General features: G+C 50.7%; 20 protein-coding genes and 2 pseudogenes. 2 read left to right on the forward strand and 20 right to left on the reverse strand.

Features of this window, described 5'->3' with window-relative positions; translation table 11 throughout:
• Position 1: 1 nt before the first annotated feature.
• From QU667_RS10745 to QU667_RS10815, 16 genes and pseudogenes are all read right to left on the reverse strand, one after another.
• Positions 2-898 carry a glycosyltransferase gene (locus QU667_RS10745; protein WP_304987163.1) on the reverse strand — a complete coding sequence of 299 codons (897 nt, stop codon included), beginning with the start codon at positions 896-898 and terminating at the stop codon, positions 2-4.
• Complete coding sequence (locus tag QU667_RS10750; RefSeq protein ID WP_304987164.1) at positions 895-1,791, reverse strand: glycosyltransferase family 2 protein; 897 nt, start codon at positions 1,789-1,791, stop codon at positions 895-897. The genes QU667_RS10745 and QU667_RS10750 overlap by 4 nt, the downstream gene beginning before the upstream one ends.
• 44 nt (positions 1,792-1,835) lie before the next feature.
• The gene (locus QU667_RS10755) at positions 1,836-2,630 is read right to left on the reverse strand and encodes a glycosyltransferase family 32 protein (RefSeq protein WP_304987165.1); all 795 of its coding nucleotides are present in this window, start codon (positions 2,628-2,630) and stop codon (positions 1,836-1,838) included.
• 44 nt (positions 2,631-2,674) lie between these two features.
• Positions 2,675-3,508 carry a glycosyltransferase family 2 protein gene (locus QU667_RS10760; RefSeq protein ID WP_304987166.1) on the reverse strand — a complete coding sequence of 278 codons (834 nt, stop codon included), beginning with the start codon at positions 3,506-3,508 and terminating at the stop codon, positions 2,675-2,677.
• A 16-nt stretch (positions 3,509-3,524) separates the two neighbouring features.
• A complete protein-coding gene (locus QU667_RS10765) occupies positions 3,525-4,916 on the reverse strand; it encodes a sugar transferase (protein WP_304987167.1) in 1,392 nt (463 codons plus the stop codon).
• Between the two features lie 106 nt (positions 4,917-5,022).
• Positions 5,023-5,934, reverse strand: a complete 912-nt coding sequence (locus QU667_RS10770; RefSeq protein WP_304987168.1) for a glycosyltransferase family 4 protein — start codon at positions 5,932-5,934, stop codon at positions 5,023-5,025.
• A gap of 211 nt (positions 5,935-6,145) precedes the next feature.
• A complete protein-coding gene (locus tag QU667_RS10775) occupies positions 6,146-7,090 on the reverse strand; it encodes an NAD-dependent epimerase/dehydratase family protein (RefSeq protein ID WP_304987169.1) in 945 nt (314 codons plus the stop codon).
• Between the two features lie 22 nt (positions 7,091-7,112).
• Positions 7,113-7,841: a class I SAM-dependent methyltransferase gene (locus tag QU667_RS10780; RefSeq protein ID WP_304987170.1), complete on the reverse strand. Its 729-nt coding sequence runs from the start codon at positions 7,839-7,841 to the stop codon at positions 7,113-7,115.
• 114 nt (positions 7,842-7,955) lie between these two features.
• Positions 7,956-8,105, reverse strand: a pseudogene (locus QU667_RS11635) (DapH/DapD/GlmU-related protein); the annotation flags it as partial.
• Positions 8,106-8,261: 156 nt separating this feature from the next.
• Positions 8,262-8,540: pseudogene (locus QU667_RS11640) on the reverse strand (hypothetical protein); the annotation flags it as partial.
• A gap of 96 nt (positions 8,541-8,636) precedes the next feature.
• The gene (locus tag QU667_RS10790; protein ID WP_304988458.1) at positions 8,637-9,608 is read right to left on the reverse strand and encodes a glycosyltransferase; all 972 of its coding nucleotides are present in this window, start codon (positions 9,606-9,608) and stop codon (positions 8,637-8,639) included.
• Between the two features lie 36 nt (positions 9,609-9,644).
• Positions 9,645-11,540, reverse strand: a complete 1,896-nt coding sequence (asnB, locus tag QU667_RS10795) for an asparagine synthase (glutamine-hydrolyzing) (RefSeq protein ID WP_304987172.1) — start codon at positions 11,538-11,540, stop codon at positions 9,645-9,647.
• 21 nt (positions 11,541-11,561) lie between these two features.
• Positions 11,562-12,728: a nucleotide sugar dehydrogenase gene (locus QU667_RS10800; protein WP_304987173.1), complete on the reverse strand. Its 1,167-nt coding sequence runs from the start codon at positions 12,726-12,728 to the stop codon at positions 11,562-11,564.
• A gap of 290 nt (positions 12,729-13,018) precedes the next feature.
• Complete coding sequence (locus QU667_RS10805; protein ID WP_304987174.1) at positions 13,019-13,765, reverse strand: hypothetical protein; 747 nt, start codon at positions 13,763-13,765, stop codon at positions 13,019-13,021.
• A 35-nt stretch (positions 13,766-13,800) separates the two neighbouring features.
• Positions 13,801-15,546, reverse strand: a complete 1,746-nt coding sequence (locus QU667_RS10810) for an ABC transporter ATP-binding protein (protein ID WP_304987175.1) — start codon at positions 15,544-15,546, stop codon at positions 13,801-13,803.
• A gap of 230 nt (positions 15,547-15,776) precedes the next feature.
• Positions 15,777-16,814 (reverse strand): AI-2E family transporter, encoded by a 1,038-nt coding sequence (locus tag QU667_RS10815; protein ID WP_304987176.1) that lies wholly within the window; start codon positions 16,812-16,814, stop codon positions 15,777-15,779.
• A gap of 136 nt (positions 16,815-16,950) precedes the next feature.
• On the opposite strand from QU667_RS10815, the gene QU667_RS10820 reads away from it, so the two are divergent.
• Both QU667_RS10820 and QU667_RS10825 read left to right on the forward strand, forming a co-directional pair.
• Positions 16,951-17,229, forward strand: coding sequence for a hypothetical protein (locus QU667_RS10820; RefSeq protein ID WP_304987177.1), 279 nt, complete (start codon positions 16,951-16,953; stop codon positions 17,227-17,229).
• Positions 17,201-17,473, forward strand: coding sequence for a DUF4160 domain-containing protein (locus QU667_RS10825; protein ID WP_304987178.1), 273 nt, complete (start codon positions 17,201-17,203; stop codon positions 17,471-17,473). Before QU667_RS10820 ends, QU667_RS10825 begins: the two co-directional genes overlap by 29 nt.
• 64 nt (positions 17,474-17,537) lie before the next feature.
• On the opposite strand, the gene QU667_RS10830 is transcribed toward QU667_RS10825, so the two are convergent.
• Genes QU667_RS10830 through atpA form a run of 4 tightly spaced genes read right to left on the reverse strand, consistent with a single transcriptional unit; the run spans position 17,538 to position 21,818 of the window.
• The gene (locus tag QU667_RS10830; protein WP_304987179.1) at positions 17,538-17,972 is read right to left on the reverse strand and encodes a F0F1 ATP synthase subunit epsilon; all 435 of its coding nucleotides are present in this window, start codon (positions 17,970-17,972) and stop codon (positions 17,538-17,540) included.
• A gap of 3 nt (positions 17,973-17,975) precedes the next feature.
• A complete protein-coding gene (gene atpD / locus QU667_RS10835) occupies positions 17,976-19,388 on the reverse strand; it encodes a F0F1 ATP synthase subunit beta (protein ID WP_304987180.1) in 1,413 nt (470 codons plus the stop codon).
• Between the two features lie 42 nt (positions 19,389-19,430).
• Complete coding sequence (atpG, locus tag QU667_RS10840) at positions 19,431-20,282, reverse strand: ATP synthase F1 subunit gamma (protein WP_304987181.1); 852 nt, start codon at positions 20,280-20,282, stop codon at positions 19,431-19,433.
• A gap of 18 nt (positions 20,283-20,300) precedes the next feature.
• A complete protein-coding gene (gene atpA / locus QU667_RS10845) occupies positions 20,301-21,818 on the reverse strand; it encodes a F0F1 ATP synthase subunit alpha (RefSeq protein WP_304987182.1) in 1,518 nt (505 codons plus the stop codon).
• Positions 21,819-21,826: the final 8 nt, after the last annotated feature.

A 21,826-nucleotide genomic window follows, 5' to 3' on the forward strand; every position in this document is an offset into this window, starting at 1 on the left:
CTCACTCCCCCAACAGACGCATCAAGGCATCATCCAAGCCGGAGTTCCTCAAGATGTGTTCCCATTTCAAGTCTTCTATATCCGTATTGCAAAAAGAGAATGCATTCAGTTCATTCCAATCAAATCCCGAAAAATCCTCCCGTATCTTATAAAAGTGCATCTTGCGCTGCGCCTCAAACCGGTTGACCCAGTGATATGACGTTGTAACAACCTTCATGCCCATCGCAACGTATTCGAGCAGCTTCGTTGAGGTCTGCAACGAATACGGATATTGATCCGGAATGTAGTTCAACGCATACTGCGCTTGTTTCGCGAGGCGCGGAACATCTTGGTATGGAACAGCACCGGTAAAGGTTATATTGGTATATCCTTTATATGCGTCATACAGATCGCCGGGGGGCTTTCCGATCAGCAAAATGCGATGCTTCGGATTGCGTGCAAAAAAATCCAACACATGATGGAATTTTCGATGCGCATCCATTGCACCGACATAAACGAAATCATACATGATTTCAGGATCAGGTACTTCAAAAAAACGGGGATCCACCCCCATATCGCGATAACAATAAGGCACGCCGTCCGCAAATCCATAGGCATCACGAATGGACGGATTCAGAAAAATTCGCAGGGAAGGACGTGCGTTCAACCACCGCTTCATGAAATCCTTGATCCGATTCCCTCGTCCCACCGAAAGCGATGCATACTCGTGAATCGTCGGAATGGATTTTCGGAAATGCAAGTCCACGCCCATAAACTGCCATATCAGATCGAAATCAGATAATGAATACGAAGGCAGGTCTTGGCAATTTACGAAGCAATACCGAGAAAAAAACTTTTTATAAATGGAAATCTCAGGAAGGTTCGCCTTTCCCGGATGCAAAAACAAAATCTTCTTCATCTAAATTGTCCTCTTGCCTTTCGCACCTTAGCCAAGGCAGATACAAGGTAAAAATACCAACCCGAAATCCCAAGTTCCTGTTTTATTTCATGATCCTGCATCTTAAAAAATCGAGCATAGAGAACGTACCACGATGCGACCTTCATCCCCCACCAGATATTTTTTCTTATAAACGAGTGCCATTCCTTAAAGTATAACAACGTGGATCGAGGACTGTTTTTCATATGTGCCTCGATGTTTGCACTCAGCCCATCTTGCAGGTATTCACACGTCTTAAAGACTTCATTGACACAAAAGAGCTTATATCCATCATGTGCCATTCGATTCCAGACGATTGCCTCAGAACAAAATTTTTCACCCTGCTCCTGCGGAAACGGATATTTTTTTAGACTGGGAAGATAAAACACCTCTGCCTTATCTCCAACAACACCATCTTTCTTCCAGTCCAAAACACTCGTATATTTATTTTCACAACGAGAAGGAAATGCTGTTCCGATCACACGCCCATCTCTCGTCTCAGACAGCCCCGCAATTCCTGCCAGCAATCCATTATAATTTTTAATGATACGCCGGAAAATTCCTTCTATTTTTTCCAATACGCCGGTTCTTAGCACATCATCTGAATCTACAATAAAAAAGATTTCCCCTTGGGCCATCTGTACACCACGGTTAATGGCAACGTGCTTTCCTGAATTTTGCTGCTTTACAAAACGGATGGGAAAGGCAGCTTCCTTCTCCCATTCTTCCAGAAGAACCTCCGTGCTGTCCTCGGAGCCATCGTCCACAACAAGCCATTCAAAGGAATCATAGTTTTGCGCCTTCAAGGACGCATATAACTCTTTTAGACGATGCGCTCTGTTATACGCAGCCGTAAAAACCGTGATCTTTATCATGTATGATGTTCACTTTCCGAAAGAATTTCATGCTTTGAATATTTTCATGTAAGAAACCTTATTATTTTTTTTGCTGTGATTTTTGCGCCATATACCTTATATGTGGAAATAAGCCGTGCCAAACCATTCACTACACACTCTATTGGCACATACTTACGTAAAAAAAGATAGGTTTTCTGATACATCTCCTTTACTTTCACAGCATCTTCTGAAAGCCACGAACCCGCAAAATGATGTATCGTATAAGTTTCATCTGATACAAAAAGTTCTCCTGTCTGAAAAGATTTCGCACAAAGACATTCAAAAGGAAAGAGTGCGATATTGCCTTCCAGCACTCTCATCTTTCCATCCAATTCTATTTGATACACATCTTTCGTCCGATTCGTTATTCTATGTACATTCGTTGTCAAATCATACGAACCATCCGCTTTGACAAACCTGAGCGTCTCATATTCTCGTAACAACGTCTGAATCCAAGCGTTGCACTTTTCAGCGCCTATTATTCCGGTAGGAATATATCGTGTTGATTCATATCCGGTAAATGCAGAGTAAGACAGGAATCTATCAAGCGGTTTTACAACTTCGACATCCGTATCCATGTATATACCGCCATAAGTAAATAGCACCTTCAGCCGAACATAGTCTGTGACAAATGCCCACTTTCTTGCTTCGTAGGCTTCTCTGCAATATTGATTTTCATTGATGTCAAAATTCTCTTCGTTCCACTCGATAATCTGATAGTCCGGGCAGTATGTTTTCCACGTTTCGATATACGATTTTATCTGTTCTGTTTTCGGCGCATGACCAAACCAACAATAGTGTATAATTTTAGGAATCACACAGCGCCCTCCCTTCACAAAGTGTTGCTGTATATGGGCATATATCAACTTCTTTTACACCAACGGCAATGTTCCCATGTACAGTGATGTTTGTTCCAATTTTTAAACGTGCATAAAACCCATCCCAAAATATGTGCCCGATCCAGTACATTACGTATGAGGCTCTTTACCTTTATACTTGTTTTATGTTGCGAAGGAAGCCTCACATAATCTGTCAAGGCGAGTTCCTTGATAATCCTCCGGTTCTCCACTTCTGCATATTTTTCCTCTTTATTGCTTACACCTCCAAGACTGAAATACGTCACTGGAAAATTTGCAAACTGGAACTTTTTCTGCATCGTATAATACAACTTTAGGAGCAGTTTCAGATCAGCAGCAATCCGATACGACGTATCAAATTGCTCCTGCTTCAAAACAGCACTTTTGACAAACACACCCGGGTGCGGCAACTTCGGCAATGAACGAAAATTGTCTTTTGACACTCCTTCAGCATCCAGAACCCCCTCACAATGGTATTTTTCATCTACAGCAATACAAGGCGCACTAAACACATCCGTATCATCACGGATTGCACCGCAAACGCGCTCTATTGTGTACGGATCAACCAAACAATCATCGGCACCCAGGAATTGTATATAATCCCCTGTTGCGACACGAATCCCTTTATTCATAGCATCATATATGCCATTGTCATCTTCGGAAATAATCGTTGCTATTTGTGCTTCATAGGAATGAACAATATCCATGGTACGATCCGTAGAATTTCCATCTACAATGATGTACTCTATATTCGAATATGTCTGTTGTACTACGCTGCGTATGGTCTGCTCGATGGTAGCCTCAGCATTATAACAGACCGTGATAATCGAGATTCTCATTCTCTATCCTCTGTCGTTAGAAATCCCCGTAGATATTCTTCTGTATATCGAACTCCTTCAAGCTCTCCTTCGAACGCACGTCATACACGCCCTCCGTGGCACTCTTTTGAAAGAGGACGCAGACCGTCTGGAGGATGATGGTGAGATCGGTGCGGATACCGGCGTTCTGGATGTAGACGAGGTCGTAGATGAGCTTGTCGTACGCCGTTGTATTGTATTTGCCGTAGACCTGCGCCAGTCCCGTAATGCCGGGTTTGACATTCATCCGATAGACGTATTCGGGGATCTCCCGTTTGAACTGTTCAATAAAGAACGGGCGCTCCGGACGCGGACCGACGATGCTCATATCCCCAACGAGGACATTCCAGATCTGCGGGAGCTCATCAAGGCGAACCGCGCGGAGGAACGCGCCAAGACGTGTGATGCGCGGGTCATTTTCCTGTGCGAGCATGGGACCGCTCACTTTCTCCGCATCGACGCACATCGTGCGGAACTTATACACCTTGAACGGCTTTTCATAGCGTCCCGCCCGCTCCTGACTGTAGAAGATCGGTCCCGGATCAAAAATCTTGATGGCAATTGCCGTCAAAATCATGATCGGGAGAGCCACGAGGAATCCTGCCAATGCAACCGTGATGTCCAAGATCCGCTTCAGGCTGCGCTGCTCCAAGGTCAGCCGAAGTCGCTCCGGGCGAAAGACGGGAATATCGTCAATCTTGTCCAGCGTCATTCCGCTGCAGAACACCTCGTATGCGTTTGGAATCAGGAGCGCCTGCTTTTCGTGCAGGTTACAGTAGTGTACGAGTTTCGCCTTGTCCTTGAGACGTATATCGGGGCAGATGACGAGGACATCCACCTGCTCCGCCGCAGACGCCCAGTCACTCCCCGCGAGATCCGTGCAGATGGAGCGAAGTTCCATCGCGAGCTGCGGCTGCTGCTTCATACGATGGTAGACGTGCTGACATTCTTCCTCGCTGCCGATCAGCATAACCCCATGAATTTCCTGATGCGCTCGGACATAGCGCCAAAGAAGATGCCGCCATGCCGCAAGCAGGACGAAGTCAATGCCCGCACACCACAGCAGCACACCACGGGACAGCGCAAACTCACGGATGAAAAAGGTCAGTGCCATCATGAGGACGAGCATTTGCACCATGCTGACCGCGACAGAGAGCAGGATCTCCGCGAAACGTTTGCGCTCGATCGTATAGAGTCCGTTGATGTTGAACAACAGACCCGTCAGTATGACCTGCACAGGGAGCATCCCCTGATACAGGTCGAAATTAATGATGAGACTGCCGCGCGCCAAGATGACCGTCGTAACAAAAAGGTACACCAAGACGGTAATCCCCATATCGCCGAGCAGCAGAGCCAGCTTCTGCGACATTGGAAAGTCCTTTTTCTCCATGGCGTCCCCCTTAGATTACTGATACTTTGCGGATAAATAATCTGCCATCCCCTTGAAATAATATCACGCTCTATGGTACATATTTGTTCTTGCACATACACAACAACTATCGTGATGTCTGCACAATATCACAATAGTCCTGTGCAAATTTTTGAAGCGCCGCCTCATTTCTTCTCTTCAAAACATCAACATCTTCATGCAGCGTCGGCTGCCGCCACAGTTCCCACATCTTCTTCGCCAGATCTTCAGCATCGTTTGGATGGAAAAACACGCCCTTTGACGGTGCTTGCTCTCTATGTACTTTCAGATCTGACAGCAGTATCGGTTTCCCCCGATATTTTGCCTCCTCTACCGTGGTACTCCACCCCTCAAAGAACGAGGGGTTGATGTACCCCAAAGAGCCCTCTGCCAGTGCCTGCACATCTGCATAGGGGATCATGCCCAAGATCAAATATCGGTCGCCGAGCTCGTGTGCCTCAACAAACGCCTCGATCTCAGCAAAGTACGCAGGCGCTCGATAGTCACTTGTATTCCCCGTGGACACGACGCGGACGAATTTCCCCTCTTCCTTCAGAAGGTGCAGTGCCTTTAGAACCACTTTATGATTTTTATGTTTCCAGTATTGATTCGGCAAAAAGAAATACTTCCCTGTAATGCCATATTTCTCCTCAACCGCATTCACCTGTTTGGGCAAATCGAAATCCAGAACGGGTGCAAAATGCAGGACACGTGCTTTTTCTTTGTACTGCGGATAATATTTTATAAAATCATCTTTCGCTGCCTCACTGCTGAGGATCACCTTGTCCATACACGCTGCAATGCGCTCAAATTTTGCGTCCAGAAACGAACGCTCTTCTTGTGAAAAAAACTCCGGCAGATACTTGTGTTGAAAGTCCGGAATCCACGCGATATTCTCTACTCCCGGACACCGAACAGAATCCGGCGCATGAGAGAGAACATCGACACCATGACGGCGAAGAAGCCGCGCCAGAAACCGGTCTTCATGAAAAAATTTCATCCACAGTTTTCGCACGAACCAAGGAAATGTCCATCGTGCAGGAAACGATATGTATACAAACTCGACAGTCCTTGAGAGATCACGAAACGCATCTATATCCTGCCCTTTCGGAAGAAACACCTTGACGCGAATATCATCCGATGCATACCGCGAAATCACAGTAAGGAGATTCCGATAGTAATTTACTCCACCAAGCCAGCTGTTCGATAGGTCAAGCACGAATGCCGCCGTTACCATACTCCCGATACCACCTTACATACGCTCTGATCCCCTGCGTCAAATCAACGGACGGGTGCCACCCCCAGCCGTTCATCGCAGCAGCGTCCGCCACATAATGATTCGGATTCCCTGCATTGACCTCTCCGCCGAAGGCCGGATGCCCCTGCGCCCCGTACGCTTCAAAAAGGATGTCCAGAACATCTTTGACCTGTACTGCATGACCCGTCCCCACATTGACCACAGGACACCGGGGCGACGCCTTCTCCCCTGCAATCAGAAACGCCTGCGCCACATCGGAAACATGAACCCAGTCCCGCGTCTCCTCACCGGTCCCCCAAAAGGTATTATCCCCCTGCGCCAGCTTGCTGCAGGCATCCCAAAGCAGCTGTTTTTTCAGACCATTCCCATAGACCGAAAACAAGCGAAGCACGGCAACATGAACACCGTATTGCTTCGCATACATCACGCACAGCTCCTCGACGATGCTTTTATGCACGCCATAGGGGGAAATCGGATTCGGGGTCATGTCCGTCGTCAGCGGAAGCGTCTCTTGATTGCCATAAATCGCCGCACTGGACGGATAGAGCAGTCGTGTCTGCGGGGAGCATGTGCGAATGTATTCGAGCACATAATGCGTCGTCCAGACGGTCCGCTCAAAATCCTTCATGGGATTGGACAGGGAAAAGCCGACCGAGCCGCTTCCCGCACAGTGAGCTATGATACTCACATGGGAGGCATAGCTTTGCAGCGAATCCATATCGACATCCGCACGATGCCACTCGTCAACGCCCCATTCCTTTGCCTCGGATGCACTCCATGAGCCATGCCCCAAACCGATGACATAAAATCCCGCCTGACCATATATTCTCGCCACATAGCGTCCAAGAAAGCCATGTGCGCCTGTAATCAATACGCGTTTCACCGTTTCCTCCACCATGTATCAGATATTAGGTCAAACGTTATCCCGTGATCTTTTCATAGTCCTGTGACAAAAGGGATTCTCTGTGCTTAAAGCGCATCAATATCCCACGAAAACGACTCAGAGAAAGACGTACTTTCCAAGATGGCAGCGGTTCCGATGAAAAAAGATGAATATTGCCGCAGCCGACATAATGGCGACGAAAACGTTCCGCAATCAGATGCATGGATCGCTCTGTATAAAATGCAATATGCTGCCCATGCAGCGTCACATAGTACCACCAATCCTTTATATGGGGCGGCGGATTTGAGATCAGCGTTGTCATGACAATGAGATTGTCACCAAGCGCCATCAGATTTTCTATTTCTTTCATCGGTTCGGCAAAATGCTCGAAAAGCTCAAATGCCGTGACAACATCGTAATGATCGTGCTGTTTTTCAAAACCTTTTGCAAATAGATTTTGACAATACCGGTCATACCATTCAAAGGGGATTCCGCTATCGCGCATCAGACGCGCAAATATGCCATACCCTCCCCCGTAATCTAAGAACGTCTCCGATTGCGGAAGGCAGATATTGATGATGGCTTCGATTCCGGGAAACAGAAACACATTTCTTGATAACAAACCGATGTCCGCATCACAGATGGCATCCGAATAGGCTTCGTCCAGCCAATACGGTTCTTCTGTCCGTACGAAACCGCAATGAGGACAATGATAATACTGTATGGTATATTTTTGCAGTATCGTCCCTGTTTCAAACGGCTGCATCTCCGTTGTACAAATCTCACATTGCATTGTCCCCAAAACGGCTCAGCCCCTCTCTATGATTGTTGTTCTGTTCACTCATTTTTCACGGCAGTATATCTATTCACTTGGTATTTTCTTAATGATACGCGCCGGATTTCCGCCAACAACAGCGCCAGATGGAACGTCTCTCGTCACAACAGCATGAGCAGCAATCACCGCCCCTTCTCCTATTGTCACACCTTTCATAATACATGAGCCGAATCCGATCCATACATCATCCTGAATACAAATCTCTTGACCTCTCAAATCAAAGCCTTCACGAAACCCCTCTTTTAAAATAGTTAAATAATGATTATGTCGCTCTCTCTTTTCTACCGGATGATCATTAGAATCGTGTATATCGACATTGTGCGAAATTAGCACACGATTTCCAATAGAGATCCCTTTTTCAGACCAAATTCTTGTTCCCTCACCAACATAACAATCATCACCAATTTGTATTTTTCCTCTATACGGAAAAACCATAAGCTCTCCACGAATATGAGTTCCGCACCCTATCAAAATATGCTCATTTTTATTGGACATATTTATTATGTTAGACTGTCGATGAAACTTCGTATTGCTACCGACAATACAATGTTTTTTTTGAATCTTATTATGAATACGTTCCCATAAATTCATCATACGGCATGAGAACAAAAAAACAATAGAGGATAGCATACATAATCACACCTTTTACATCAGCCATTCTTCAGCAGTGAAACACAATCCTTATCATACTCACCAAGAAAATCACGCCCTGACGTTAAACTATATTTACAACAGTTTCCGTATGCTGCTCTTCCCTTTTCTTGCCAATCGACGGAAAAAGCTCAGCTTCTGCTTCTCAAAAAAAAGACGATGCCTTTCCCTTGCAAGGGGTAGTTCTTGAAGTTCTAAAGGGAACTTTTGAATTGGATTTTGATTGACTTTAACATGATACAGTTCTGTATCACCACAATGCTCTCCCGATCCATCCATCCCGACATTAAGCGTAAGTGAGTTTCTTGGAACAAGGGTCAATCCCTTATTCCGAAAAACAGCAGCATACCAAAAGACAGCCCATGTGTATAGCGCCCCGCCCTCATTGGCAACGACTTGCTGCCAAACATCCACAGCGCCCTCCAGATTGAAGTGGTATATATCATCCTCTGTAAATTCTTGGATCAGCTTCTTCGGCACTCTCTCAAAAAGATCCCATGCAGCCTTCCACGTCCCCCAGCCCCAACAATACCCATAGTGCATGAAAAATGCTTCGGGTAACTCCGCCGTTACAAGCGGATACATATAACCAGAGATATTCATAACCTGCGGAGCGTCTTTATAGATTTCAAGCGCATCATTCATGTACTTCAGAAAATACTTTGAGGTAACAATATCATCCTCAAGAACGATGATCTTCCCATATTGATTGACAATCTGCGTCACACCATCCATGATATTGCGCGCAAGTCCCCAATTCTCCTCACGGAGAATGATATGGACTTCACGAAAGCCGTCAATCGTATGAAGATAGTCGCGCACCGCCTGCACAGCCGCAGCTGCCGCCTCCGTCTTTGGCGCATCGGAGTATATATAGAGCACACTTTCCTTTGCATAGAGATTCGCCCGAAGAGCCTCCACCGTCTGCCTTGTATGGTCAAGGCGGTTATAGGTAAAGAGTACGATCGGCGCAAGATTGTTCATATACTCCGCATGAGCATTCTCGTCATGATCCCATACCAAGTCGGCGTAGTTCAAATCAATCACCCATTCAATCAAAAGTCTGTCTGTACTGCATCGAAGTCACGCCAACCTGCATGGATGCAGTTCCATCCACATGGAGAGTTGGAGCAGCATCCATTGCTGCCAAACAGCGCCCCCGTCTCCCATAACCGCCTGTACGCCGTCAAAATCAAGGACATCGAAGATCTTTCTGTCTCGTTCGTGCAGGTAAAACGAGGTCATCTCCTTCACCTTGGGTTCCTGCAGCCATGTGCCAAACGGCGGTGAGAATCCATTTTTGGCAAATCCCTTTACCGCATCCGTCCAACGATCCCCCAAGGCTTTTCGCATGATGTACTTCGCGGACTTCTCGCGCACCTTCATCGAAAACGGCAGACGGATCGCAAACGTCGCCAGTTCAACATCACAGAACGGCGTCCTGCTCTCAAGAGAAACCGCCATCGTCGTTCGATCCGATTTGACGAACCCGTTGCCCGGAAGATAGTCGAGCAAGTCAATGCGGATTGCATCATCAAGCGCATTTCCTCCGAGAAGCCCCTCATATAGCCAATAATCATTACCAAGCGGCGGAAGGCGGAGTGCGTGCGCCTGTTCTTTGCTGAGCAGCCGAAACGCGCCCCGTGCGTAATCCGCAATATTCTGCGGAGCAGCCGCATAAATATCGAGCGCACGCATACGAATCTCTATATCGCGCATAGCAACTGTCTGCCCGTCCACAGCGTACAGTTTTTGCAGTTTTCTCTTTACACGCTGTGCAAAATAAGATGCCTGAAGCCGCCGTCGATATAACGGAACGGAAATGTTTTGCTCCGCAAAGCGCCGTGCATAGGCGAATGCGGAATATTTGGTATCGTAGCCCCCCAATATTTCATCACCGGCATCTCCCGTCAGAACAACCTTGGCGTACTTTCGTGCCTCCTTCGCAATCAGATAGGCAGGGATAGCGGCAGGATCGGCAAACGGCTCATCGAAGATTTCCTGCATCTTCATCAGCATTTCTGCCATATCAAAGTCAATATCGCGCACATCAATGTGATTCGTCCCATATCGTTCCGCCATCGTATGTGCAATCGGCGATTCATCAAGCCCTTCACGAAATGCAAACGAAATGGTCGTCAATTTCGGCACATAGTCCGATGCAACCGCAACAACAGAACCGGAATCCAGACCGCCGGAGAGAAACGCCCCCACGGGAACGTCCGCGACCAACTGCCGCCGAGCCGCCTGATGAAAAAGCCGTGTAAACTCCTCGACAGCCTCCTCCTCCCCAATTTTCACATTCGTTTCGGGAAGAGTCCAGTACGGTTCGATCTCGATACGCCCCGCATGATAACAAAGTGCATGGGCAGGGGGCAGCGTGAAGATATTTTTATAAATCGTAAGCGTCGGATAGATATACGAATAATGGAGATAATGCGAGACTGCCCGCATATCCAATACAGGATCAACGAGATTGCTTGCCAGGATCGACTTGATTTCCGAGGCGAAAATCATCTCCCCATTGCGCCCAATGGCATAGTAAAACGGCTTCTCACCAAATCGGTCACGCGCACAAAAAAGAAGTTGCTCCCGATCATCCCATAGAGCAAAAGCAAACATCCCCGGCAGACGCGAAAGCATCTGCATACCATATTTCTGATAAAGCGCAAGGAGAACCTCCGTATCCGAATTTGTACGAAAGGCCGCACCACCTGCAAAAAGCTCCTCGCGAATTTCGCGAAATCCGTAGATTTCCCCATTAAACACGACACCCACATCATTGCTCGCCGAAAGCATGGGCTGCCGTCCGGACACCATATCGACAATGCTAAGACGCACATGACCGATAGCACAGTTCGAGAAGGTATATACGCCCTGCTCGTCCGGTCCACGATGTCGGATCGTATCGAGCATCACATCGACACGCTCTTTCTCCGCATTTGCTCCGGGACATACGAACCCTGCAAATCCGCACATGCGCTCTCCCCCTATGACTGCCTAGTCTCTTCCAAAAATATCCCGTGTGTAGACTTTATCCCTGACATCCGACAACTCAGCCGACCAACGGTTCGCGACGATGACATCGCTGACCCGCTTAAACTCCTCAATGTCACGAAGAATCGGGCAATGAAACAGCGCTTCTTTCTCCGCCATCGGCTCATAGATAACAACCTGCGCCCCCTCTGCGCGAAGGCGCTTGATAATTCCTTGGATCGCTGAAGTACGGAAATTATCTGATCCGGCCTTCATCGTTAGGCGATAAATCCCTACCTTTTTCGGATCACGCGCAAGAACCATCTCCGTGATATGATCCTTGCGTGTATGATTTGCCTGCACAATCGCCGTGATAAGATTTTGCGGAACATCTTTATAATTCGCCAAAAGCTGCTTTGTATCCTTCGGCAGACAATATCCCCCATAGCCAAAGGATGGATTGTTGTAATCCTGACCTATACGTGGGTCAAGACAGACCCCTCTGATAATCTGCGCACTGTCCAGTCCGCGAAGCTCCGCATAGCTGTCCAGTTCGTTAAAATACGCAACACGAAGTGCTAGATAGGTATTGGCAAAAAGCTTGACCGCTTCCGCCTCTGTAGACTCCATGAAAAGGACAGGAACATCCTTCGCTGCCGCTGCTGTGACGAGAAGATCTGCAAATTGCTGTGCCGCCTTCGTCTTTGCACCGACAATAATGCGCGACGGATAAAGATTATCATAAAGAGCCTTCCCTTCGCGCAAAAATTCTGGTGCAAAGAAGATATTCTCCAACGAATAGTATTTCTGTATGGACTTTGTATATCCTACAGGAATCGTCGACTTGATGACAATATTCGCCGTAGGATTGAGCTTTATGATTTTGTCAAGCACATCTTCGATGGATGACGTATCAAAAAAATTGCGCTTCGCGTCATAATCCGTCGGCGTAGCAATAATAATATATCCCGCACCACAAAATGCCTCCGCTGCATTTGTCGTCGCACGAAACGAAAGGGTATCCTTCTGAAGGTACTCCTCAATGTCAGCATCCACAACAGGAGAGCGCCCGCTGTTCAGTCGGTCTACTTTCTCCTGGACAATATCATAGGCATATACATCATGATGCTGCGCCAACAGAAGACCATTTGCAAGACCTACATAGCCGGTACCTGCGATTGCTATTTTCACGGCACTGCCCTCTCTCATATTCAACATCTAGGAATCACTGATAAAATGAAGGCCGTCAGATTGGCACAGATTTTTCCCTGTCAAAGAAATAAACCGAACGCACAGCAGGGCTATGTGGAGAATTTGTCGACATAGGCAGGGCGAAAAAGATGTGCTAAGACGGCGCGGCTGAATTTATCAGTGCTGCCTTTATCGTGTAATCCAATCTTTCTGTGCCAAACAAAAACCTTTTTTATTTCGATAATATTCTTTCGGTGCTATAACCACGGTATCGCTCCGTTCATCCCCACTTATAGCGAGGTCAGAAATTTCCATGATTTTGATGTCAGGATACACACGCCTTTATGTGCAACACCCGGATACATTCCCTTAACAAATTCTATATGATGTTCATGAAGTATCTTTTCTGTATCCTTAATGGTATTTAGAGTATACTCTCCCTGTCCGTAATCATCAAAAATAATGGCAAAATCAGCCTCAAGACAGCTAGGAATACAGGATAAAATATCCCGACGCCCCCAATGTTCACCGGCCCCCAATGGGCCATCAATGGAAAGCACATGGAATCTCATGTTCAGAGATTCCATCATACCTTGAAACCCATCGTATACTTTAAACAGTTCCCCTTCTTTTTCAACATCGATCAAAGGCAGTGTAACAATCTGTGTGTTTTGACATAAAGGCTTATTCCTCCGAAAGAAGAACTGTACCCATTCATCATCATGTTCTACAACAACATGATCAATATGTTCTGACGCATTACAGTGCATAGCGTATTGCCCAATAATCTTGGTGCTTTGTCCAAGTCCCAATTCAAGAATATGGGTCGGTCTTATATCATCTAAAATACGGTATAGCACATAGAGGTAGTTGTACCCAACGGCCCATCGCCCGGGGGATATAGACTTATCCTCCAACCATGCGCTGTTTTGAATTGTACTGTTATAAATCTGCGCCCAATACAACTCATCCAGAATGGTAAAATCCGCTGCAAATATTCTATGTCGGAATCTTTTCAGTTTCTCCTTTATCCCCATGCTCAATCCTCCACGTTTATTTTACTGCCAGAGCTTCATGAATAAAGCTCACGTGCTGTGCCATTCTCAAACATCACCTTGAAGTCACAGGCTTCCAATGTACTGACGCGATGTGCAATCGCAACAATCGTAATCTTTCCCTTGAACTTCAGTATCGTATGCGTAATGCTCTTTTCCGTCTCAGTATCAAGCGCAGAGGTCGCCTCATCGAGGATCAGCACCTCCGGCTGCTGATAGAGTGCCCGCGCGATGCCGATACGCTGCCGCTGTCCGCCGGAGAGCTTCACCCCGCGCTCGCCGACCATGGTATCAAGCCCCTGCTCCTGCGCGTTCACAAACGCATCCAGTTCTGCCATGGCGAGCGCTCTATGGACACGATCCTCGTCAATTTCGTCGGGTGATTCTCCCAATGCCACGTTCTCGCGAATGGTCGCATCGGTCAGATAGATGGACTGCGGAACGTAGGCGATATTCGCCTGCCATGCGCGAAGTTCATGCCGAATATCTATCCCGTCAACGGTGATCCTGCCGCGTGTCGGGACGAAAAGCCCCAGAAGAATATCGACAAATGTGGTTTTACCCGCGCCCGATGGCCCCAAAACACCGACAAAACTTCCTTTCGGAATGGAAAAGCTGACATCCGTAAGCACTTCCTCTGATGTTCCGGGATAATAAAATCCCAAATGTTCCACGCAAATTGTGTTGGTAAAAGGAAGCGGGGGCGGAGTATCCGCCAGTTTCAGATCTCGGCGATGATATTTACGCGATTTGAGTGCGAGAAGCTCACGGTAGAGCTCATCAAACAGCGGCATATGGAATTTGATGCCATTGGAAAGCGTTACAATGCGGTTTGCACTTGGCATCAACCGAAATGCCGCGAGAGCAAGAACCCCGAGCAGGGGAACGATCTCCATCGGCGTGTTCCCAAATGCCACTTTTTCAATGATGAGGAGAAGCAACGCACACACGATGAGCGTTTCAATAATGATGCGCGGCAACTGATTCAAAAACATAAACTTCTGATTCGCCAGGCCAAATCTTTCATAATTTTTCGCAAACTCTTGGAGAAATGCCTGTTCCTTACGCATAACCTTCGTTTCTTTGATTGCCCCCAGGCTCTGATTCACTGATTGAATATAGGCCGCGACATATGTATTCTGTATCTGAGCAGTCTCATCAATCTTGCGACGAAACGATCGAAGAATCGCATAGATCATCCCCCCCATAACACCGGCCACAATGATCGCAGTAAAGGGATCCGCAAAGATAAGCATTCCCCAAATGGTCAACGCTGTAACAATCTCTGTCAGAAGCTGAAATGTCGGCACCAATATATTGGAGAAAATAACCACACCACCACTGTTGACATTACGCAAAAGGGTTGCCGTATTATGATTCAGATGAAAGAGATAGGGCTTGGAAAGATAGCTCGCCATGAGCTCCTTGGAAAACTGGATCTGATTCGAGATGGAAAAGTTGATCTGCAAGCGCAGCTGCCATGCGAGGTAGAGATTTTTGAGGATATAGAGCAGGATAAGGAGGATCGAGAGCCCAATGATCAGCTGCGTATGCGTTGTGATTCCGATCTTCACCGCATATCCTGCAATCTCCGTATGCTCTGCAAGAAATTCCGGTTGCCCCATGAGCGAGATGAGGGGGAGAATCGTTCCGATGCCGACTGCTTCGAGAACGGCACCAACCATCATCACGGCTACAAGAAAGGCACAGTAGCGCAGTTCCTTCGGGGTAAAGATCGAAAAGATTTTCAGAAACAATTTCATCCAGAAAAAGCTCCCTCATTCCATGCAGAATCACATAACGTGCACAAATTGCAGACACGACAAAAAACTACCCAATATACAATAGTATAGGTGCATACAGATACTCTGTCAATATATGCTTTAACACCATCGCAGCAAAGCACTTTTTTCGCATGGCAGAGGCGTTCATCGCTCCGTCCGCATCGGATTGTTCAAAAAATCTGCGTATGCAAGTCGAAGAAGATCTCTCCTTATGGATGTGCCGTTTTCTCCTCCCCCGCGCCCTTCATCTCCTCCCGATCGCGATAGATGTCGGTGATGACGATCTTGACGATGACGATGAAGGGGACGGCGAGGAACATGCCCGCCGCGCCGAGGATCTCGCCGCCGAAGACGACACCGAGGATGACGGCGACGGGGTGGAGGTGGAGACTTTTACCGACGAGGGCGGGATAGACGATGTTGTGGTTCACCTGCGTGAGTGCGACGTAGAAGAACGCGGTCTGCACGGTGAGCTCCCGCACCGCTGCGGCGGTCATGAGCGTGCCGAGGGTCGAGGCGACGGTAGGGCCGAGCACGGGGACAAACTCGCTGATGCCCGAGAGCAGGGCAAAGACCGAGGCGTACGGCAGTCCCATCAGTTTGAAATAGGCGAAGACGACCACACCTGTGATGGCGCACATGACGATCTGACTGCAAATGTAGGCACGCAGTGCCGCAAGCAGTGTGTCAAAGAGACGCAGGACGCGCTCCCGTGCCGTATGCGGAAAGAGATCGGCGAGCCAATGTTTGATGCGTACACCGTCCTTCAGAAGATAGAACGATACAAAGATGATAATAACAAAGTCCATCACCTTCCCGAATGCGACAAGCAGGAAGGAGAGTGAGGCACGCACGACCTCCGTGCCGACGCTGCGAAGGCGGTCGAGGATGTTCACAAACTCATCTTGGATGAAGTCGGTGTCCGAGAGAACGGGAAGCTGCTGCAGACTCTGACCGATGGTCGGCAGCTCCGCAACGAACCGCTGGAAGGACGGAAGGACGGAGCGCGAGATGATGCTCGCGAGTGCCGCGAGCACGAGGATGAAGGCGATGATGGCGATTGCCGACGCAATCGAGCGCGGCATCCGTCGCACCTCCATGAAGTCCACGGCGGGCTTTAGGAGGAGCTGTAGGAGCAGCGATAGGAAGATGATGAATGCAAAATCCTGATAGAACCAGAACATCGAGAGCAGGAGCGTAAACGTTACGGCAAGGATGATGGACGTGCGATAGCTTTCGAGATTCATAGACACCTCCTTTCTGCGAGCGGTACAGACTCATGATAACATATTCACCGTGCGCCGTCTATCATACTTCGATCTCATGGAATCTATTGACCGAAAACACGCTCTGACGTATACTTTTGATAGGGAGGTGTTCGCTATGAAACACTACTACAGCACGATCGACGGTATTGTCACGACGTTTTCGGATATTCACTGCTCCGCCGCAAAGGGCGAGAGTATTCTCGTACATATGGAGCGTGCGCAGGAGCACGGATTTGACATGGCTGAATTCCTGCTTCCGAGCATTGTCTGCACGAAGTACAGCGGCTTCACCGAGGACGAGCGTACGAAGCTAACCGAATTTGTACGGAATAACAGTGCGCTGATCTGGGAGATTGCACGGGAGGATGGTGAGCTCGTTGCCGACGTGGGGTGATTTGTTCGGTTATCGTATCTTTTTCTGGTCACACGAGGAAAACGAACCTGTCCACGTTCATGTGTGCAAGGGCGCGCCGTCTCCGAATGCAACGAAAATATGGATTCCGGCGGACGGCAATCCCGTCGTCGCTCACAATCATGGCAACATCCCCGCAAAGGATCTGAACCGACTGCTCAAAGGTATCTCGGCAAACAAAGAAAGCATTGTATTCGCTTGGTATCAACATTTTGGACGTATATAAGCGGAGCTTCATAAAGAACAAAAACGCCCCAGCCAATGCGGTTGGGGCGTTTCCATTGCAAATCTTACGCTCCGGGTGTTGGAGCTTTTGCTGCCTGCAGACGCGCCATGGCGCGCTTGAGGGCGAGGGTGGCACGCTGTTCGTCGATGATGCCGCCCTGTGTATCGGGGCTCTCGCGCAGGAGCTGCAGTCGCTCCTGTGCGCGCTCGTAGGCACGCTGCGCGCGGTTGATGTCGATGTCGATCGGCTCTTCCGCAGCGGTTGCGAGAACGGTGATCTTCTCGGGTGTGACCTCCATGAAGCCGCCCGCCACAGCGATGAGCTGTTCCTTGGCGTCGACATGAATCTTCATGGCATGCGGCTGAAGTCCCGTGACGAGGGGGATGTGCTTCGGCAGGATGCCGATCTCGCCGCCCGTGGAGCGGGCGATGAGCATGTCGATATCGGCGGCGTAGACCATGCGGTCGGGAGATACGATCTCCAGCTTGATGGTCGCCATCCGTTACTCCTCCTCTTTGAGCTTCTTCGCCTTTTCGATCGCCTCTTCGATGCCGCCGACCATGTAGAAGGCAGCCTCGGGGAGTTCGTCGTACTTGCCGTCGAGGATTTCGCGGAAGCCGCGGATCGTGTCCTTGAGCGCAACGTACTTGCCCGGCGAGCCGGTGAAGACCTCCGCGACCGCGAACGGCTGCGAGAGGAAACGCTGGATCTTACGCGCACGCGAGACGGTCAGCTTGTCCTCGTCGGAGAGTTCCTCCATGCCGAGGATGGCGATGATGTCCTGCAGCTCCTTGTACTTCTGGAGCACCGCCTGCACGCCGCGTGCGACCTCATAGTGCTCCTGCCCAATAACGTGCGGGTCGAGGATACGCGAGGTGGAGTCGAGCGGATCGACGGCGGGGTAGATGCCGAGCTCGGCGATCTGACGCGAGAGAACCGTGGTCGCATCGAGATGCGTAAAGGTTGCCGCCGGCGCGGGGTCGGTCAGGTCGTCCGCAGGGACATAGACCGCCTGCACGGACGTGATCGAGCCCTTCTTTGTGGTCGTGATACGCTCCTGCAGTGCGCCGACGTCGGTCGTCAGCGTCGGCTGGTAGCCAACGGCGGACGGCATACGTCCGAGCAGAGCCGAAACCTCGGAACCTGCCTGGATGAAACGGAAGATGTTGTCAACGAACAGAAGCACGTCCTGCCCCTGCACGTCGCGGAAATACTCTGCCATCGTCAGACCCGTCAGAGCCACGCGCATACGCGCTCCGGGCGGCTCGTTCATCTGGCCGTAGACGAGCGCGGTCTTGTCGATAACGCCCGACTCCGTCATCTCCGACCAGAGGTCGTTGCCCTCACGCGTACGCTCGCCGACGCCGGCGAAAACGGAGTAGCCGCCGTGCTCGGTCGCGATGTTGTGAATGAGCTCCATGATGAGAACGGTCTTGCCAACACCTGCGCCGCCGAAAAGTCCGACCTTGCCGCCGCGCGAGTACGGCGCGATGAGATCCACGACCTTGATGCCCGTCTCAAGGATCTGCGTCGATGTCTCCTGATCGTCGAACTTCGGCGCGGGGCGGTGGATCGGCCAGCTCTCCTTGTTGCCGACGGGGTCGGGATTGTGGTCAACGGTCTCGCCGAGCACGTTGAAGACGCGTCCGAGGGTCGCCTCGCCGACGGGCACCTTGATCGGTGCGCCCGTGTCGTCTGCCTCCATGCCGCGCATCAGGCCGTCGGTGGAGCTCATGGCGATGCAGCGCGTGACGCTGTCGCCGAGATGCTGCATGACCTCGACCGTGAGATTGATCTCTTTGTCGGCAGCCTTGCCCGTGACCTTGATGGCGTTCAGAATCTCCGGCAGTTCGCCCGCCGGAAACTCAATATCTACGACAGGTCCGATGACCTGTACGACTTTACCTTTTGCCAATGGAAAACCTCCTTACCTCCATGTACCCATTGTGCATGGATGTCACTTGAGTGCCTCGGCGCCGCCGACAATCTCGTTGATCTCGTTCGTGATGCCCGCCTGACGTACCTTGTTGTAGAAGAGGTCGAGCTTCCCGATGAGTTCGCCTGCGTTGTCGGTCGCGTTGCTCATTGCGTTCATGCGTGAACTCAGTTCGCTCGCCGCCGACTGGAGGAGCGCCGCATAGATGGTGGTGAACAGGTACTGCGGCAGCAGTGCCCCGAGCACCTCCTCGGCATTCGGCTCATAGATGTACTGTGCCTGCTTGTGCGCCGCACTTTCGCCCTCCGCCTCAAACGGCAGGAGCTTTACGATCTCGGGAACGCAGGTGATCGCCGAGACAAAGCGCGTATAGACCATGTAGACTTCCTGCACACCGCCCGCCTCGAACGCGGCGATGAGCTGCGCCGCGAGCTTCTGCGCGTGGCGTGCCTTCGGACGCTCGCTGATGCCGACGCGCTCGTGCACAATGTCAAAGCCGCGATTCTTGAAGAAATCACGCGCCTTGCGCCCGACCGCGACGATCTGCGTGTTCGCCTTGTCCTCGACAAGCGTCATCGCCGTCTTGAGGGCATTGCTGGAATACGCGCCCGCAAGGCCTTTGTCCGCCGCCATCACAAGGATGAGGCGTTTGCCGCCCGTGTGCTGCTCAAGCAGTGGGTGCGAGACACCGCTTGCCGCCGCCGCGACGCTCCGAATGACCGCAGCGGTCTTTTCGGCATAGGGACGGTTGCTGTTTGCAGCCTCCTTGGCACGGCGCAGACGCGAGGTCGCGACCATGTCCATGGCGTTTGTGATCTGCTGGATGCTCTTGACGCTGCGGATGCGCCGGCGGATGTCCTGTAAATTTGCCATATACAGTCACCTCTCCCCTTACGCTTCTTTGTAGGAGATGGTGTCCTTGAACTCCGCAATCGCCGCCGTGATGTCCGCCTCAAGCGCATCGTCGAGCTTCTGCTTCGACGTGATCGCCGACGCGATCTCGGGATGCGAGGAACGCATGAACTTGAGGAAGTCCGTGTGGAACGTGACAACCTTGTTCACGGGGATGTCCGTGAGGTGTCCGCGCACCGCCGTAAAGATGACAAGCACCTGCTCGGCAACGGAGAGCGGGCTGTACTGCGCCTGCTTCAGCGTCTCGACCATGCGTGCACCGCGGTCGAGCTGCGCCTTCGTCGCCTTGTCGAGGTCGGAGCCGAACTGGGCAAATGCCGCGAGCTCGCGGTACTGCGCGAGATCCAGACGCATCGTGCCCGCGACCTGCTTCATCGCCTTGATCTGTGCGGAGCCACCGACACGGGAGACCGAGAGACCGACGCTGATCGCCGGGCGGATGCCCGAGTAGAACGAGTCGGTGTCCAACATGATCTGACCGTCGGTGATCGAGATGACGTTCGTCGGGATGTATGCCGAAAGGTCGCCCGCGAGCGTTTCGATGATCGGCAGCGCCGTGATGGAGCCTGCGCCGAGTGCGTCGGAGAGCTTTGCCGCGCGCTCAAGGAGGCGGGAGTGTAAGTAGAACACGTCGCCCGGGTATGCCTCGCGTCCGGGCGGACGGCGCAGAAGCAGCGACATCGCGCGATATGCAGCCGCGTGCTTGGAGAGGTCGTCGTAGACGCAGAGCGCATGACCGCCCTTGTACATGAAGTACTCCGCCATCGCAACTCCCGCATACGGAGCGAGGTACTGGAGCGGTGCGGAATCCGCAGCCGTCGCCGCGACAACGATCGTGTACGCCATCGCGCCGCCGTCCTCAAGCGTCTTGACGACGCGCGCGACGGTCGATGCCTTCTGACCGATGGCGACGTAGACGCAGATACAGTTCTGCCCCTTCTGATTCAGAATCGTATCGACGGCGATTGCCGTCTTGCCCGTGCCGCGGTCGCCGATGATGAGCTCGCGCTGTCCGCGTCCGATCGGGACGAGCGCATCGATTGCCTTCAGACCCGTCTGCAGCGGCTCGTGGACGCTCTTGCGATCCGCGATGCCCGGTGCCGGCGACTCGACCGGACGGAACTCCTTCGTGTCGATGGGGCCCTTGCCGTCGATCGGACGACCGAGCGCGTCCACGACGCGGCCGATCATCGCCTCGCCGACGGGCACCTGCATGATGCGACCCGTGCGCTTCACGGTGTCGCCTTCCTTGATGACCGTATCGCCGCCGAGCAGAACCGCGCCAACGCTCTCCTGCTCAAGGTTCAGCACGAGCCCGTAGACCTCGTTGCCGAAGTCCAGCAGCTCGCCCGCCATCGCCTTGTCCAGCCCGTAGATATGCGCAATACCGTCGCCGACCTCAAGAACCGTGCCGACATCGTTCACATTCAGATCGACATCATAGTTCTTGATTCGTTCCTTGATTATGGAAGTAATCTCTTCCGGATTCATTTTCATATTTCGCT

This window comes from Selenomonas dianae (assembly GCF_030644225.1).
GTDB lineage: Bacteria > Bacillota > Negativicutes > Selenomonadales > Selenomonadaceae > Centipeda > Centipeda dianae.

What these genes read in the sequence shown, in the direction of transcription:
- QU667_RS10745 (WP_304987163.1), bottom strand. Translation starts at nt 898, where the DNA reads ATGAAGAAGATTTTGTTTTTGCATCCGGGAAAGGCGAACCTTCCTGAG.
- QU667_RS10750 (WP_304987164.1), bottom strand. Translation starts at nt 1,791, where the DNA reads ATGATAAAGATCACGGTTTTTACGGCTGCGTATAACAGAGCGCATCGT.
- QU667_RS10760 (WP_304987166.1), bottom strand. Translation starts at nt 3,508, where the DNA reads ATGAGAATCTCGATTATCACGGTCTGTTATAATGCTGAGGCTACCATC.
- QU667_RS10765 (WP_304987167.1), bottom strand. Translation starts at nt 4,916, where the DNA reads ATGGAGAAAAAGGACTTTCCAATGTCGCAGAAGCTGGCTCTGCTGCTC.
- QU667_RS10770 (WP_304987168.1), bottom strand. Translation starts at nt 5,934, where the DNA reads ATGAAATTTTTTCATGAAGACCGGTTTCTGGCGCGGCTTCTTCGCCGT.
- QU667_RS10775 (WP_304987169.1), bottom strand. Translation starts at nt 7,090, where the DNA reads ATGGTGGAGGAAACGGTGAAACGCGTATTGATTACAGGCGCACATGGC.
- QU667_RS10780 (WP_304987170.1), bottom strand. Translation starts at nt 7,841, where the DNA reads ATGCAGCCGTTTGAAACAGGGACGATACTGCAAAAATATACCATACAG.
- asnB (WP_304987172.1), bottom strand. Translation starts at nt 11,540, where the DNA reads ATGTGCGGATTTGCAGGGTTCGTATGTCCCGGAGCAAATGCGGAGAAA.
- QU667_RS10805 (WP_304987174.1), bottom strand. Translation starts at nt 13,765, where the DNA reads ATGGGGATAAAGGAGAAACTGAAAAGATTCCGACATAGAATATTTGCA.
- QU667_RS10810 (WP_304987175.1), bottom strand. Translation starts at nt 15,546, where the DNA reads ATGAAATTGTTTCTGAAAATCTTTTCGATCTTTACCCCGAAGGAACTG.
- QU667_RS10815 (WP_304987176.1), bottom strand. Translation starts at nt 16,814, where the DNA reads ATGAATCTCGAAAGCTATCGCACGTCCATCATCCTTGCCGTAACGTTT.
- QU667_RS10820 (WP_304987177.1), top strand. Translation starts at nt 16,951, where the DNA reads ATGAAACACTACTACAGCACGATCGACGGTATTGTCACGACGTTTTCG.
- QU667_RS10825 (WP_304987178.1), top strand. Translation starts at nt 17,201, where the DNA reads ATGGTGAGCTCGTTGCCGACGTGGGGTGATTTGTTCGGTTATCGTATC.
- QU667_RS10830 (WP_304987179.1), bottom strand. Translation starts at nt 17,972, where the DNA reads ATGGCGACCATCAAGCTGGAGATCGTATCTCCCGACCGCATGGTCTAC.
- atpG (WP_304987181.1), bottom strand. Translation starts at nt 20,282, where the DNA reads ATGGCAAATTTACAGGACATCCGCCGGCGCATCCGCAGCGTCAAGAGC.
- atpA (WP_304987182.1), bottom strand. Translation starts at nt 21,818, where the DNA reads ATGAAAATGAATCCGGAAGAGATTACTTCCATAATCAAGGAACGAATC.